This is a genomic window from Streptomyces purpurascens, from assembly GCF_045040895.1.
Taxonomy (GTDB): domain Bacteria; phylum Actinomycetota; class Actinomycetes; order Streptomycetales; family Streptomycetaceae; genus Streptomyces; species Streptomyces purpurascens.
In genome coordinates, this window is the sequence record NZ_CP108341.1 from 6,073,691 (window position 1) to 6,087,535 (window position 13,845).

Sequence of the window (13,845 nt, forward strand, 5' to 3'; positions counted from 1 at the left end):
CACTCGGCCTGCGTACTGTTCCCGAAGCTCGTACCCGTCCGCCTACCGCGCGCGTAGCTGTTCGTCCAGGCGGCCCAACTCGTCGATCAGCCCGCCATGCCCGCGCCAGGCCCCCAGCGCCCGCAGGGCGTCCTCCCGCAGCAGGTCCGGCACGCCGGCGTCGCTCCCCTCCGGGGCCGGACGGCCCTGAAGGCGGGCGATGCAGATGCGGACGGTCTGCCGCTCCACCGTGCCCAGATCCAGACCGGGCGTGCCACGGATCAGCCGTACGTACTCGGCCGCCTCGTAGCCGTCGCGGAGCGAGAACATGTTGTCGAAGAAGGCGAGGCTGCCCCGGGAGCCGCGGCGCGCGGCATCCCGGACGCGGCGCGTGGACCGTATCGCCCGCACCACATTCACCACCACGACCAGGGGGAAGTAGGCCGTGATCAGGCCGACCAGTGCCCAGGCGACCAGGCGTCCGGTGCGGCCCCCCAGGTGGTAGAGCAGCAGGTAGCCGCCCCACAACGGTGACGTGATGACGACGAGCTTGGCCAGATGCCAGGTACTGCCCACCACGAACGCGATCCAGTGCCACACGGACAGGCCGTGCACCGGATGTCCCTCGAGGCGCATCGCGTCGGGGACGGCCAGGACCAGCCTCGGCGTACGCAGCGCCCGTGCGCTCCGGCCGCAGCGCACGGCGTACAGCACGCTGGGCCCCCACAGCAGTGCGTACACGCTCAGCGAGGCGTACACCGTGGCCTGGATCAGCCCCCTGAGCGGTTCCCCGCGCAGCATGTCGGCGATTCCGAAGCCGAACTGCAGCGCCGCCTGCAGCCCGGCGAGCAGGACCAGCGTCCGCAGCAGCACGACGGTGTCCAGGGCGTCCATCTGCAAGCCCACCGTGCGCTTGAGGACCCGTTCCAGGAAGACGCGGGCGCGGCTCTTTCCCGTGCCGTAGGACAGGGGCTGGGTGGACTGGAACCACCAGAAGAAGAAGAACGGGACGGCGTTCCACCACAGCAGTTGGTCCCGTACGACCCACCAGGTGCCGTTCGGGTAGATGAACACACCGACCAGGGCATGCAGGACGCACACGAGCGCGACACCGACGGGGGCCCTGCTCACGACCCTGCGGACCTTGACGAGGTCGTCGTCGGTCTGCAGCCGACGCAGGTCGACGTCGACGGCGTGGGACTCCGCCGCCAGCGACCGCTCGCTCAGCATGGTGATCAGCAGGCGTCGGATCGACAGCCGGATGCCGTCGGTGAGCGCGGGCAGGGTGACGCAGTCGCGCAGCGCGGTCGTACGGATCCAGTAGCTCCCGCCCGCGAACGCCCGGTCGATGTACTGCTCCCGCGCCCCCTCGGGCAGCAGCGGCAGGCAGTCGATCGCGAACTTGCGGTCACTGATGCTGCCGTGGCACCACGCCGCGTGCACCAGGGATTCCACCAACGGCTGGATCCGCTCGTGCGGCCACCGCGCGCGGCCCTGGTACGCGGTGGTCAGCAGCTCCAGGCAGTGCACACCGGCCGACGACCAGGCGAACGGGGTGTGGGCCGGAGGCGCCTTCGATCTCTCCTCGCCCACCAGGGATCCGTACGACGACCAGCTCAGCTCAGTGACGACGGGCACGTGGGGACGTTCCGCGGCTGCCTGGGCCGTCTGGTACCGGACCAGCTCCCTCTCCAGGATCCCGGCGAGTTCCGCGAGGAGCGGAGCGACGACCTCCGGCAGGCCGTCCTGGAGCACGGTCACGGCCGTCTCGCGCCAGCGGCCGTGGGCGGCGAGGTCCTGGGCCGACAGGGCGGACGGATGCTCGGCGACATAGCGGCTCGCGAAGTACTCCTTGACGAGCCGGTGGCAGAAGAAGACCCGGCGTTTTCCGTACCCCTCACCCGAGGACGCCAGGAGCCTCGACCTGGACAAGGCGCCCGTCAGCGCCTCGGTCAGTGCCCGGTCGCCGCCCGCGTGCTCGGCGATGGCCTCCAGGTACCTTCCCTCCGTCACCGACAGACCGCGGCCGGTGGACGTCAGCTGAAAGGCGAACCGCTCGAGGAAGCTCTCGGTCAGCCGCAGCTCGGCCACGGAACCGCCGTCGGTGTCGCCCGCCGGGTCGGCCTCCGCCCACGCCGCGCACAGCCGCTCGGTGACGTGCTCCTTGAACAGGTCGCCAGGACGATCCGGCAGGGTTCTCCTGGTCCGTACGTAGGCGGCGAGCAGCTTGACGTTCAGCGGATTCTGCAGCTCCGTCACGAAGCCGTGCCGGGGGTCGGTCAGCAGGGGCTGGACGAGTGCGATGCCCTGCCGGTCGAGACCCAGCCGGCGCAGGAACGTCTCCTGCAGGAGCGGTGACAGGCCGAGAATCTTCAGCCTGGTCCAGCCGGCCGCCGAGGGGCCCTTGTACTCCCGGGAAGCGAGCACACAGCGGCCGCCTCCGCCGACGAGCTCGATGACCGTCTGCACGTAGGGGTTGACCGCCTCCTGGATGGTCGCGCTGCCGAGGACCGACGGGATCTCGTCGAAGGAGTCCAGCAGCAGGATCACCCGGCGCTCGCGGAGGTCCTCGCCGAAGTGGTGGGCGAAGTACGCCGTGACCTCGGGGCTGCCCTTGGGGCCGGTCTGCTGCTCGATGTACCGGCGCAGCACCGTCACGTTGATCTCGTTGGGCCTTGCCCGCAGCTCGCGCAGGTTGACGTAGATCGGCAGCGGCGCGTCCGGGGTCTTCCCGGCGGCGATCTGTTCCAGCGCGAGCCGGGCCTGCTGGCGCAGTGCCACGCTCTTGCCCGCTCCCGGCGCGCCTTGGAGCAGGACCAGATCCGACTGCGGACGGGCCAGGACCTCGGTGAGGGGCCGGGTGGCCTGCCGGCCGTACCGGCGCCGGAGCCCCCGACGGCCGGTGGTCTGGTACTGGTCCACGTCCTCGACGATGACGGACAGGTCGATCAGCCGGTGGTCGACCCAGTGGATCTCGTCCATGGTCGACGTCAGCTTGCGCAGCAGGAGCGTGGCCAGATTCCTGCGGAACGCGCGGTCGTTCGCCGGCGCGGGCGGCACCGGCGGAGCCGCGAGGTCGGCGGCGGACCGGAGTGGTGCCCCGTCGACGTTGATCAGGTTGTTGATGACGTTCTTGACATTCCAGCCCGCCTGGTCGAACCCCGGCTCCGGCTGTCTCGCAGGTGAGCCCCACGTCTCGGCGCGGGGCGGATCAAAAGTGAGTACCGGCCCACTGCGCCAGCTGGTCAAGGGAGTTGCCCGCCTCGGCGACCGCGTTGGCCGATCCGCCCAGCGCCCGCAGCCGGTCGGCGATCCGGGTGAGACGCCCGGCGACGACGTCCCCGTCCTCATCGGCGTCGCCGTCCCCGTCGCCTTCCCCCTCCGCAGCGGGGTCGACCACCTGGGCCAACTCGGCGTCCACCCGCGCGAGTTCCTCGGCCGGGACGCCCTCCAGCTCCCGGATCCTCGACCGGAGCTCACCGAGCACCTCGGCGAACTCCCGCGGCCCGCTGGCTTCCGTCAGATGCAGGTCGCCCGCGATGGTGTAGATCCGGGCATCGCCGTGGAACTGCCACCCAGGCTGATTGATGGTCACCGACATTCCCCCCGATACGTCCCCCGACATGATCTGCCGTCAGAATAGGGTCGACAAACGCCCGTTGTCAGTAAATCGGACAGGACGGCTGTCAGTGGGAAGAATGTTACGGATGGCGTCAGATGCCCAGAGCAACCGAATCGGGACGCATCCGGGCGGCACCGGCTCCGGGGCGAAGCCGACGGGCGGCGGAGACGAGGACCGCCTCCACCGCCCGCAGAGCACTACGCCAGCCCAGGGCCCCGTACGGGAATGGACGTGAACGTCGGCGCCGGAGCCGGGTCCTGGAAGAAGTCGTTGCCCTTGTCGTCCACGACGATGAACGCCGGGAAGTCCTCGACCTCGATCTTCCAGACGGCCTCCATGCCGAGCTCCTCGTACTCGACGACCTCGACCTTCTTGATGCAGTCCTGGGCGAGGCGGGCGGCCGGGCCGCCGATGGAGCCGAGGTAGAAGCCGCCGTGGCTGTCGCAGGCGTCCGTGACCTGCTTGCTGCGGTTGCCCTTCGCCAGCATCACCTTGGAGCCGCCGGCCGCCTGGAACTGCTCCACGTAGGAGTCCATACGGCCGGCCGTCGTCGGGCCGAAGGAGCCGGACGCGTATCCCTCCGGCGTCTTCGCGGGACCCGCGTAGTACACCGGGTGGTCCTTCAGGTACTGCGGCATCTCCTCGCCCGCGTCCAGCCGCTCCTTGATCTTGGCGTGCGCGATGTCACGCGCCACGACCAGCGGCCCGGTGAGCGACAGCCGCGTCTTCACCGGGTACTTCGTGAGCTCGGCCAGGATCTCGTCCATCGGCTGGTTCAGGTCGATCTTGACGACGTCGCCGTCCGACTCGAGCTGCTCGTCCGTCGTCTCCGGCAGGAACCGCGCCGGGTCCTTCTCGAGCTGCTCCAGGAAGACACCCTCGGCCGTGATCTTCGCGACGGCCTGGCGGTCGGCGGAGCAGGACACCGCGATGGCGACCGGGCAGGACGCCCCGTGCCGCGGCAGCCGCACCACGCGCACGTCGTGGCAGAAGTACTTGCCGCCGAACTGCGCCCCGATCCCGATCTTCTGCGTCAGCTCGAAGACCTTCTGCTCCAGGTCCTCGTCCCGGAAGCCGTGCCCGAGCTCCGATCCCTCCGCCGGGATCTCGTCCAGGTAGTGCGCGGAGGCGTACTTCGCCGTCTTCAGCGCGTACTCGGCGGACGTACCCCCGACCACGATCGCCAGGTGGTACGGCGGACAGGCGGCCGTACCCAGCGAACGGATCTTCTCCTCCAGGAACTTCATCATGGAGGCCTCGTTCAGAACGGCCTTCGTCTCCTGGTACAGGAACGACTTGTTGGCCGAGCCGCCGCCCTTGGCCATGAAGAGGAACTTGTAGGCACCGCCGTCGGTCGCGTACAGCTCGATCTGCGCCGGGAGGTTGGAGCCCGTGTTCTTCTCGTCCCACATGGTCAGCGGGGCCATCTGCGAGTACCGCAGGTTCAGGTTCTGGTACGCGTCGTAGATGCCGCGCGAGAGGGCCGCCTCGTCGCCGCCCTCCGTGAGGACGTTCTGTCCGCGCTTGCCCATGACGATCGCCGTGCCGGTGTCCTGGCACATGGGGAGGACGCCCGCGGCCGCGATGTTCGCGTTCTTCAGCAGGTCCAGCGCCACGAACTTGTCGTTGCCGGACGCCTCGGGGTCGTCGATGATGCGGCGCAGCTGCGTGAGGTGGGCCGGGCGCAGGTAGTGCTGGATGTCGTGGATGGCCTCTTCGGCGAGCTTGCGCAGCGCCTGAGGCTCCACCTTGAGGAAGGTCCGCCCGTCCGGCCCCTCGACCGTGGAGACACCCTCGGAGGTCACCAGCCGGTACGGCGTGGTGTCCTCCCCTTGGGGGAGCAGATCGGTGTACGCGAACTCAGGCATCTCGCCCATTCCTCACTCGACAGACGCGGCCCGCCTCCTTTGGCGAGCGTCCACCAGCGTAGAACCTGCGTCTGACGGCGAGCTTGTGAGGTAAGGCTCAGTTCGTCACGGTCAGGGGGTCGCAAAGGCCGTGAGCGGGGGGTGTCGCGATCTATCGTGTTTGGGTACGCTGCTGCCGTGGACCTTCAGAAGCAGACCGCGCCCGCCGGCTCCGAGCTCCGCGCCTCCGACGCCGAGCGTGACCGCATCGCCGAGATCCTGCACGACGCCCTCGCCGAGGGTCGTCTCACCGCGGACGAGCACGCCGAGCGTGTCGACGGGGTGCTGCGCGCCAAGACGGTCGGCGAGCTGGAGGTGTTCATACGGGACCTGCCCGCCGCCCACCGCCCGGGCCCGGCCCCGTCGCCCGCCCCGCACCGCCCGACCGCCGGTGCCATTCCGATGGACCCGGACGACACCGTGGTCGCGATCTTCAGCGGAGCCCTCCGCAAGGGCCGCTGGCGTGCGGGCCGCCGCATCCACGCGTACGCGATCTTCGGCAGTGTCGAGATAGACCTCAGCGAGGCCCTCTTCGACCACCAGCAGGTCGTGATCAAGTCGTTCGCGGTCTTCGGCAGCGTCGACATCCGCGTCCCGGAGAACGTGTCGCTGCGCGGCATGGGCGGTGGTGTGCTCGGCAGCTTCGAGGTGGACACCCTCGACTCGGGCGACCCGGAGGCCCCCGTCGTCTACGTGGACGGCTGGGCCGTCCTGGGCAGCGTCGAGGCGCGGCCCCGGCGCGGCACGTTCGTCGCGGACATCCTGGACCGGGTGCAGCGCAAGGTCGACAAGAGTTTGCGCAAGCACCTGGATCATTGACAGTCGCGAATCCTCCCCGGGTTCGGAGCAAATCGGTGCACCGGTGACGCGACCCCACGGACCTTGCGAACGGGGCGAATCCAGCGCTTCGGAACTCAGTGCATAGGCGCGCGTACAGCGGGTAGGCCTTGCTGCATCGTCTCTCGCTCGCGAAGCCGTCGTCAGGAGTAGACCGTGCTGCAACCGCCGCATTCGTCCCTGCAGGTAGCTGCCGTTCCGGCCCCGCGGGTGCCAGCGCGAGACAGGGATCAAGACGCCCCGTGGCACACCGAGGCGGTGTGCCGGCGGGACGAAGCGGGCCTGTTCTTCGCACCCTCCAAGGAGCCCACCGCGGCCCGGCTCTCCCGGGAGGAGGCGGCGAAGCGGGTCTGCGCCCGCTGTCCGGTGATGGTCGAATGCCGCGAACACGCCCTGCTCCAGCCCGAGCCGTACGGCGTCTGGGGCGGCCTGACCGCCGCGGAACGCCGCGTGGTCCTGGCCCGGCGCCGACGCCGTGACCTGGAGCTGAAGAAGGCGGCCCGTTCGTCGGACCGCATAGCCGCGGCAGGCTGAGCGACAGAGGAAGAGGGCGCCCCCACCGCACCGGGGGCGCCCTCTTTCTCGGCTCTTCAGCGGATCTTTTCGGAACGTCGATCTTTCCGAATCGGGGGCTACTTCCCCTTGTCGAAGTCGATCGCGCTGTACGCCCGCAGCTTGCTCAGCCGGTGCTCGGAATCGATTCTGCGGACCGTGCCCGACCGCGACCGCATCACGATCGAGTCGGTCGTGGCGGTCTCCGCCCGGTAGCGAACCCCCCGCAGCAGCTCCCCGTCGGTGATCCCGGTCGCCACGAAGAACACGTTCTCGCCGGTGACCAGATCCTCCGTGGTCAGCACCCGGTCGAGGTCGTGCCCGGCGTCGAGCGCCCGCTGCCGCTCCTCGTCGTCCTTGGGCCACAGCTTGCCCTGGATCGTGCCGCCCAGGCACTTCACGGCACAGGCCGAGATGATGCCCTCCGGCGTACCGCCGATGCCGAGCAGCAGGTCGACGCCCGTGCCCTCGCGCAGCGCCAGGATCGAGCCGGCCACGTCACCGTCGGAGATCAGCCTGATCCGCGCACCGGCCTCACGGATCTCCTTGATGATGCCCTCGTGCCGCGGCCGGTCCAGGATCACCACCGTCACGTCCTCGGGCGTGGACCGCTTGGCCTTGGCGACCCGGCGGATGTTCACCGACACCGGCGCGTTGATGTCGACGAAGTCGGCCGCCTCCGGGCCGGTGACGAGCTTGTCCATGTAGAAGACCGCCGACGGGTCGAACATGGAGCCGCGCTCGGCCGCGGCCAGCACCGCGATCGCGTTCGTCATGCCCTTCGCGGTCAGCGTGGTGCCGTCGATCGGGTCCACGGCGATGTCGCACTCGGGCCCGGTCCCGTCCCCGACGCGCTCCCCGTTGAACAGCATGGGGGCCTCGTCCTTCTCGCCCTCACCGATGACGACGACGCCGTTCATCGAGACGGTGGAGACGAGGGTCCGCATGGCGCGCACCGCGGCGCCGTCGGCGCCGTTCTTGTCACCGCGTCCCACCCAACGGCCCGCGGCCATCGCCGCTGCCTCGGTCACCCGGACCAGTTCCAGGGCGAGGTTGCGGTCGGGGGCCTCGGAGGGCACATCCAGTTCGGACGGCAAATGATGATGCTCGGTCATCGGAGCGCACCTTTCTGTACGACGACGGCCGGATGAGGGCTTTGTCGCCTGACTCTATCGCCGAGGCCGCAAAATGAGCAGGGGCCCCCACGGATGAGCGCTCCGGAGACCTGCGACGATAGGGGGCGTGGCAGGCACGAACGGCAAGCAGAAGACGGCGCGGGACATGATCCTCTCCATGGGTGTCATCGTCCTCGTGGCGGGCTTCGTGTATCTCTTCATCCCGCACGACGACAGTCCGCGCGAGGCCAAGGCGGTCGACTACCGGGTCGAACTGCTCACGGCACGCCGCGCCGCCTCGTACCCCGTGGCCGCGCCCGAGGGCCTGACCGACTCATGGAAGGCCACCTCCGTCCGCTATCAGGGCGACGACTTCGACACCTGGCACCTCGGCTTCCACGACCCCGAGGGGGAGTACGTGGCGGTCGAGCAGTCCACTCAGCGGCGCCCCGTCTTCCTCGACGAGGCGACCCAGGGCGCGCGGGAGACCGAGAAGACCGAGAAGATCGCCGGCCGGACGTGGACCCGCTACGAGGGCGGCCGCTACGACGCGCTGGTCCTCGAGGGCACCAAGGGCTCGACGACGGTCGTGACGGGCACGGCGTCGTTCGCGCAGCTGACGAAGATGGCTGAGGCGCTGCGGACCAAGTGAGCCGCGTACCCGCGTAGGCACGGCGAAGGCCCCCGGCGTGATGCCGGGGGCCTTCGCCGTGCTCTGGGAGGGGCTCAGACCGTGGTGACGACCTGGTCGAACTCCAGGCGCGGGGAGCGCGGGTACCAGGCGTCCGGGCCCGGACGGCCGATGTTGACGATCATCAGCGGGGTGTGGTCGTCGTCCAGGAACTCCTTGCGCACGCCCTCGAAGTCGAAGCCGGTCATCGGGCCGGCGGCGAGACCGGCGGCGCGGACGCCGACGATGAAGTACGCGGCCTGGAGGGCGGCGTTCAGTCCGGCGGCGTTCTCACGGACCGGGCGCTCGGTGAAGAAGACGTCCTTGATCTGCGGCGCGGCCGGGAACAGGTGCGGCAGCTCCTCGTGGAACTCGTTGTCCGCGGAGAGGATCGCGACCAGCGGGGCGCCCGCCGTCTTGGCGCGGTTGCCCTCGGCCAGGTGCGGCACGAGGCGCTCGCGGGCCTCGGGGGAGCGGACCAGGGTGATGCGCAGCGGGGTCTGGTTGAAGGCCGTCGGACCGTACTTGACCAGGTCGTAGATCGCCTGCACCTGCTCGTCGGTCACCGGCTCGTCGGTGAAGGCGTTGGCGGTGCGGGCCTCGCGGAACAGCAGGTCCTGGGCGGCGGGGTCAAGAACGAGGGACATGGATGCACTTTCTCGCGACGGTCGGTCCGGAAGATCGGCTGACGTCTTCGACCGTACGCGAGTGAAGTTCAACGTTCAACTAACCTGAGGGTGTCGTGTGTCACCCCGCACCGAACGGGTCGAGCTACTCGGTGTCCCCGTCCTCCGCGGCCTCCTCGGCCAGCGCCGCATCCAGCCGCGCCCGCGCCCCGTCCAGCCAGCGCCGGCAGACCTTGGCCAGCTCCTCGCCGCGCTCCCAGAGCGCGAGGGACTCCTCCAGCGTCGTACCGCCCGCCTCCAGGCGCCGGACGACCTCGATCAGTTCGTCCCGCGCCTGCTCGTACCCGAGCGCCTCGGACGTGCCCGGCGTCTCATCAACCTCGCTGGTCATCCATCCACCCTATGTGTCCACTCGTACGGAGAACTCACCCTCGGAGACCCGGGCGCGCAGCGCCTCGCCGGCCTCCACCTCGCCGGGATCGCGGACGGCGTGCCCGTCCGCCTTCTGCAGCACGGCGTACCCGCGCTTCAGGGTCGCGGCGGGGGAGAGGGCCACCACGCGCGCGTGCGTGTGCGTCAGCTCCGAGTCGGCCCGGTCGAGCTGGTGCCGCAGACAGCGCCGGCCCCGGTCGAGCAGGTCCGCCACGTGGTCGGCGCGCTCGTCGATCATCCGGTGCGGGTCCTCTATCGACGGCCGTGCGAGGGCATGGGCCAGCCCGCGCTCCTCCCGCTCGACCAGCGCCGCCACACACCGCCGCGCCCGGTCCCGCAGCAGCCGCACGCGCTCGTACTCCTCGCCGACGTCCGGTACGACCTTCTTGGCGGCGTCGGTCGGGGTGGAGGCGCGCAGGTCGGCGACGTGGTCGAGAAGCGGGTTGTCGGGCTCGTGCCCGATCGCGGACACCACGGGCGTACGGCACTGGGAGACCGTCCGGATCAGCTGCTCGTCGGAGAACGGCAGCAGGTCCTCCACACTGCCGCCGCCCCGCGCGACGATGATCACGTCGACGTCCTCGATCGCGTCGAGCTCCTTCACGGCCTGCACGACCTGCGGTACGGCGTGCACGCCCTGCACGGCGACGTTGCGCACCTCGAAGCGGACGGCGGGCCAGCGGTGCCGGGCATTCTCCAGGACGTCCCGCTCGGCGGCCGAGGCCCGTCCGCAGATCAGTCCCACGAGCTGCGGCAGGAACGGCAGCGGCTTCTTCCGCTCCGGCGCGAACAGCCCCTCCCGCGCGAGGGTCTTCTTCAGCTGCTCCAGACGCGCGAGCAGCTCACCGACGCCGACGGGCCTTATCTCGGCGGCCCGCAGCGACAGCTGCCCACGCGGGGCGTACCACTCCGGCTTCGCGAGGACGACGACCCGGGCGCCCTCGCTCACCACGTCCGCGACGGCGTCGAACACCTGCCGGTAGCAGGTGACGCCGACGGAGATGTCGTGCGACGGGTCGCGCAGCGTCAGGAACACCACACCGGCGCCCGGCCGCCGCGACAACTGCGTGATCTGACCCTCGACCCACACCGCCCCGAGCCGGTCGATCCACCCCCCGATGAGCCGCGACACCTCACCGACGGGGAGCGGGGATTCCGCAGACGTGTTCACAGCCATGCCCGCGAGGGTAGTGGGCGCCGCTGACAACGAGGCTCAGCCGCTCGGAGAGGCGTTCTCCAGGCTCAGGGCGAGGGCGACGCGTCCCGCCGGCTGCCCCGCACCGTCGGCACCACCAGCCCGACGAGCGTGTTCCCCGTCGGCCGCGGGGGCCGCCGCCGTCCCGGTCCCCGGCATCGTGCCCTCTCCGTATCCCCTCTCCGCTCCCCTCCGCCCGCGTCCCTCACCTCGCGTCCCGTCAGTCTTCCCGGGGACTCCACACCGACGCGATCTCTGACCCGCCGAACGCGGCCTTACGATGGGACGCATGTCTGCTTCGCCTGGCCGTCGTGTCCTGCTCGCCGCCCCCCGTGGCTACTGCGCGGGTGTGGACCGCGCCGTCATCGCCGTCGAGAAAGCGCTGGAGCAGTACGGGGCTCCGGTCTACGTCCGGCATGAGATCGTCCACAACAAGTACGTCGTGCAGACCCTCGAGAAGAAGGGCGCGATCTTCGTCGAGCAGACGGAGGAAGTGCCCCCGGGGAACATCGTCATGTTCTCCGCACACGGCGTCGCCCCTGTCGTCCACGAGGAGGCCGAGCGCGGCCGCCTCGCCACCATCGACGCCACCTGCCCCCTCGTCACCAAGGTCCACAAGGAAGCCGTCCGGTTCGCCAACGAGGACTACGACATCCTCCTGATCGGCCACGAGGGCCACGAAGAGGTCATCGGCACCTCCGGCGAGGCCCCCGAGCACATTCAGCTGGTCGACGGGCCGGGCGATGTCGCGAAGGTCGAGGTCCGCGACCCGTCCAAGGTCGTCTGGCTCTCCCAGACCACGCTGTCCGTCGACGAGACCATGGAGACCGTCGACGCGCTGCAGGACAAGTTCCCGCAGCTCATCTCCCCGCCCAGCGACGACATCTGCTACGCCACGCAGAACCGTCAGCTGGCCGTGAAGCAGATGGGCGCCGAGTCGGAACTGGTCATCGTGGTCGGCTCCCGCAACTCCTCCAACTCCGTGCGGCTCGTGGAGGTCGCCAAGCTCGCGGGTGCGCGTGAGGCGTACCTCGTGGACTTCGCCGACGAGATCGACGAGGCCTGGCTGGAGGGCGTCTCCACGGTCGGCGTCACCTCGGGTGCCTCCGTCCCGGAGGTCCTGGTCGAGCAGGTCCTGGAGTGGCTCTCGCAGCGCGGCTTCGAGGACGTCGAGCTGGTCAAGGCGGCCGAGGAGTCCATCACGTTCTCCCTGCCCAAGGAGCTTCGCCGCGACCTGCGCGAGGAGGCGGCGGCGCTGGCCGCCGAGCGCGGTGGGGCCGGGGCCGGGACCGCCACCGGTGAAAATTCCGGGGAGTGATCGCGGAGCGGCCGGGGAGTGCTCGGGGAGTCACTGCGTGAGGACCGCAATCCGGCCGGTGACTGCATGGCCCTACGTCGTAACGTAGGGCCATGCAGATCTTCGGTGTGGACATCGGCGGTTCCGGGATCAAGGGCGCCCCGGTGGACCTGGACAAGGGTGACCTGGCGCAGGAGCGCCACAAGGTCCTCACCCCGCACCCGGCCACGCCCGACGGGGTGGCCGACGGCGTCAAGCAGGTCGTCGACCACTTCGGCTGGACGGGCCCGATCGGGGTCACGTTCCCGGGCGTGGTCACCGACGGAGCCGTGATCCGTACGGCGGCGAACGTCGACGACAGCTGGATCGACACCGACGCCCGCGCGCTGCTCGGCGAGCGGCTGGGCGGCCTGCCGGTGACGGTGGTGAACGACGCGGACGCGGCGGGCGTCGCCGAGATGCACTTCGGCGCCGGCCGCGGCCGCCAGGGCACGGTGATCGTGCTCACGCTCGGCACGGGTATCGGCAGCGCGGTCTTCGTCGACGGCGTCCTCGTTCCCAACACCGAACTGGGTCATCTGGAGCTGGACGGGCACGACGCGGAGAAGCGGGCCTCCAGCAAGGCCCGGGAGGACCACGACATGACGTGGGAGCACTGGGCGTCGCACCGTGTGAGCAAGTACCTCGCCCACGTCGAGATGCTGTTCTCGCCGGAGCTGTTCATCATCGGCGGCGGCGTCAGCCGCAAGTCCCACAAGTTCCTGCCCCACATCGAGGGCATCAAGGCGGAGATCGTCCCGGCACAGCTGCAGAACAACGCGGGGATCGTGGGGGCGGCGATGCGGGCGGCCGGGCACTAGGGCCCGGCAGGCGTCACACCACCGGCAGGCGTCACACCGGCGGACGGGGCTCGGCTGCTGCCGTCGCCCGCCGCCGGTGCACCAGCCGGATCCGCCGGACGATGACGATGAGCCCGGCGACGAGCGTCCCCCCGTACAACCATCCGGCCTGCGTGGCGAGCGCCGTCACCACTCCCATCAGCCTGCCGCCGGCCCCTCCGTCGCCGTCGGCCACCGGCAGCAGACCCACGGCGAACGCGATCGGCACGACGACGGGCGCGATCATCAGATCCCCCCGGCGCACCCAGACCGCGGTCAGCACACACACCGGCAGGAACAGCACGCCGTAAGCCGTCAGCGACGTCCCGAACAGCGCCGCGCACAACGAGCCGAGCAGGAACATCACCAGTCCGCAGAACAATCCGCTGCCCAGCCCGGTCAGCCGGGGATTCGGCAGCCGTCCCGCACCGGGTGCCGCCGACGCGGGCGCGGTCCGCCGTACCGGCGCCGTACGGCGCTGCGCCCCCGGCGCCCGCTCCGCCCGTTCCGCTCGCACCGCCGCCTCGCCGTCCGTACCCCGGTGCGCCTGGGGTGGCAGTGACGATCCCGGCCGGTCGCGTCGCGGTCCGTACCGGGCAGGTCGCGTCCTGTATTGCTCCACTGCACCAACGTAGGTCGTTTAATGTGCCGAATCGCCCCTCAGACACGCCGTGGGCCGGGGCTTGGCCAAGCGTTCGACAGGTCGCCGGGCCGGTTGCGGGTACGCCGTAGACT

The 13,845-nt window shown here is 70.2% G+C and carries 13 protein-coding genes; 5 read left to right on the forward strand and 8 right to left on the reverse strand.

Annotation, left to right across the window (positions count from 1 at the left end; translation table 11 throughout):
• Nucleotides 1-42: 42 nt before the first annotated feature.
• The 3 genes from OHU35_RS27835 to OHU35_RS27845 all read right to left on the reverse strand — a co-directional run bounded on the left by OHU35_RS27835 (nucleotide 43) and on the right by OHU35_RS27845 (nucleotide 5,469).
• A complete protein-coding gene (locus tag OHU35_RS27835) occupies nucleotides 43-3,228 on the reverse strand; it encodes an NACHT domain-containing protein (RefSeq protein WP_405507266.1) in 3,186 nt (1,061 codons plus the stop codon).
• On the reverse strand, nucleotides 3,191-3,574 hold the full coding sequence (locus tag OHU35_RS27840; RefSeq protein ID WP_359886723.1) for a hypothetical protein: 384 nt from the start codon (nucleotides 3,572-3,574) through the stop codon (nucleotides 3,191-3,193). The genes OHU35_RS27835 and OHU35_RS27840 overlap by 38 nt, the downstream gene beginning before the upstream one ends.
• Nucleotides 3,575-3,798: 224 nt before the next feature.
• Complete coding sequence (locus tag OHU35_RS27845; RefSeq protein WP_189723013.1) at nucleotides 3,799-5,469, reverse strand: fumarate hydratase; 1,671 nt, start codon at nucleotides 5,467-5,469, stop codon at nucleotides 3,799-3,801.
• Between the two features lie 177 nt (nucleotides 5,470-5,646).
• Between OHU35_RS27845 and OHU35_RS27850 the strand changes: the two genes are divergently transcribed.
• Together OHU35_RS27850 and OHU35_RS27855 are read left to right on the forward strand one after the other, a co-directional pair.
• Nucleotides 5,647-6,327, forward strand: a complete 681-nt coding sequence (locus OHU35_RS27850) for a DUF1707 domain-containing protein (RefSeq protein WP_189723014.1) — start codon at nucleotides 5,647-5,649, stop codon at nucleotides 6,325-6,327.
• Between the two features lie 174 nt (nucleotides 6,328-6,501).
• Nucleotides 6,502-6,879 carry a WhiB family transcriptional regulator gene (locus OHU35_RS27855; RefSeq protein ID WP_184590908.1) on the forward strand — a complete coding sequence of 126 codons (378 nt, stop codon included), beginning with the start codon at nucleotides 6,502-6,504 and terminating at the stop codon, nucleotides 6,877-6,879.
• Nucleotides 6,880-6,977: 98 nt separating this feature from the next.
• On the opposite strand, the gene glpX is transcribed toward OHU35_RS27855, so the two are convergent.
• Nucleotides 6,978-8,012: a class II fructose-bisphosphatase gene (gene glpX, locus OHU35_RS27860; RefSeq protein ID WP_184590906.1), complete on the reverse strand. Its 1,035-nt coding sequence runs from the start codon at nucleotides 8,010-8,012 to the stop codon at nucleotides 6,978-6,980.
• 127 nt (nucleotides 8,013-8,139) lie between these two features.
• Between glpX and OHU35_RS27865 the strand changes: the two genes are divergently transcribed.
• On the forward strand, nucleotides 8,140-8,664 hold the full coding sequence (locus tag OHU35_RS27865; RefSeq protein ID WP_189723015.1) for a DUF4245 domain-containing protein: 525 nt from the start codon (nucleotides 8,140-8,142) through the stop codon (nucleotides 8,662-8,664).
• Nucleotides 8,665-8,738: 74 nt separating this feature from the next.
• Here OHU35_RS27865 and OHU35_RS27870 read toward each other — a convergent pair whose 3' ends face one another.
• The 3 genes from OHU35_RS27870 to xseA form a co-directional block, all read right to left on the reverse strand.
• Nucleotides 8,739-9,329: a malonic semialdehyde reductase gene (locus tag OHU35_RS27870; RefSeq protein WP_184590902.1), complete on the reverse strand. Its 591-nt coding sequence runs from the start codon at nucleotides 9,327-9,329 to the stop codon at nucleotides 8,739-8,741.
• Nucleotides 9,330-9,453: 124 nt separating this feature from the next.
• Nucleotides 9,454-9,699: an exodeoxyribonuclease VII small subunit gene (locus OHU35_RS27875; RefSeq protein ID WP_189723016.1), complete on the reverse strand. Its 246-nt coding sequence runs from the start codon at nucleotides 9,697-9,699 to the stop codon at nucleotides 9,454-9,456.
• Between the two features lie 9 nt (nucleotides 9,700-9,708).
• Complete coding sequence (gene xseA / locus OHU35_RS27880; protein WP_189723017.1) at nucleotides 9,709-10,917, reverse strand: exodeoxyribonuclease VII large subunit; 1,209 nt, start codon at nucleotides 10,915-10,917, stop codon at nucleotides 9,709-9,711.
• 298 nt (nucleotides 10,918-11,215) lie between these two features.
• Here xseA and OHU35_RS27885 point away from each other — a divergent pair, with 298 nt between their 5' ends.
• Together OHU35_RS27885 and ppgK are read left to right on the forward strand one after the other, a co-directional pair.
• Nucleotides 11,216-12,253 (forward strand): 4-hydroxy-3-methylbut-2-enyl diphosphate reductase, encoded by a 1,038-nt coding sequence (locus tag OHU35_RS27885; RefSeq protein WP_189723018.1) that lies wholly within the window; start codon nucleotides 11,216-11,218, stop codon nucleotides 12,251-12,253.
• A gap of 92 nt (nucleotides 12,254-12,345) precedes the next feature.
• The gene (gene ppgK / locus OHU35_RS27890; RefSeq protein WP_189723019.1) at nucleotides 12,346-13,092 is read left to right on the forward strand and encodes a polyphosphate--glucose phosphotransferase; all 747 of its coding nucleotides are present in this window, start codon (nucleotides 12,346-12,348) and stop codon (nucleotides 13,090-13,092) included.
• Between the two features lie 31 nt (nucleotides 13,093-13,123).
• Here ppgK and OHU35_RS27895 read toward each other — a convergent pair whose 3' ends face one another.
• Entirely contained in the window at nucleotides 13,124-13,732 is a 609-nt protein-coding gene (locus OHU35_RS27895) for a DUF6542 domain-containing protein (RefSeq protein WP_189723020.1), read from the reverse strand.
• Nucleotides 13,733-13,845 lie beyond the last annotated feature (113 nt).

Excerpts from the sequence above, each read along its gene's own strand:
- OHU35_RS27845 (WP_189723013.1), bottom strand. The coding sequence starts at position 5,469 with ATGCCTGAGTTCGCGTACACCGATCTGCTCCCCCAAGGGGAGGACACC.
- glpX (WP_184590906.1), bottom strand. The coding sequence starts at position 8,012 with ATGACCGAGCATCATCATTTGCCGTCCGAACTGGATGTGCCCTCCGAG.
- OHU35_RS27870 (WP_184590902.1), bottom strand. The coding sequence starts at position 9,329 with ATGTCCCTCGTTCTTGACCCCGCCGCCCAGGACCTGCTGTTCCGCGAG.
- OHU35_RS27875 (WP_189723016.1), bottom strand. The coding sequence starts at position 9,699 with ATGACCAGCGAGGTTGATGAGACGCCGGGCACGTCCGAGGCGCTCGGG.
- xseA (WP_189723017.1), bottom strand. The coding sequence starts at position 10,917 with ATGGCTGTGAACACGTCTGCGGAATCCCCGCTCCCCGTCGGTGAGGTG.
- OHU35_RS27885 (WP_189723018.1), top strand. The coding sequence starts at position 11,216 with ATGGGACGCATGTCTGCTTCGCCTGGCCGTCGTGTCCTGCTCGCCGCC.
- ppgK (WP_189723019.1), top strand. The coding sequence starts at position 12,346 with ATGCAGATCTTCGGTGTGGACATCGGCGGTTCCGGGATCAAGGGCGCC.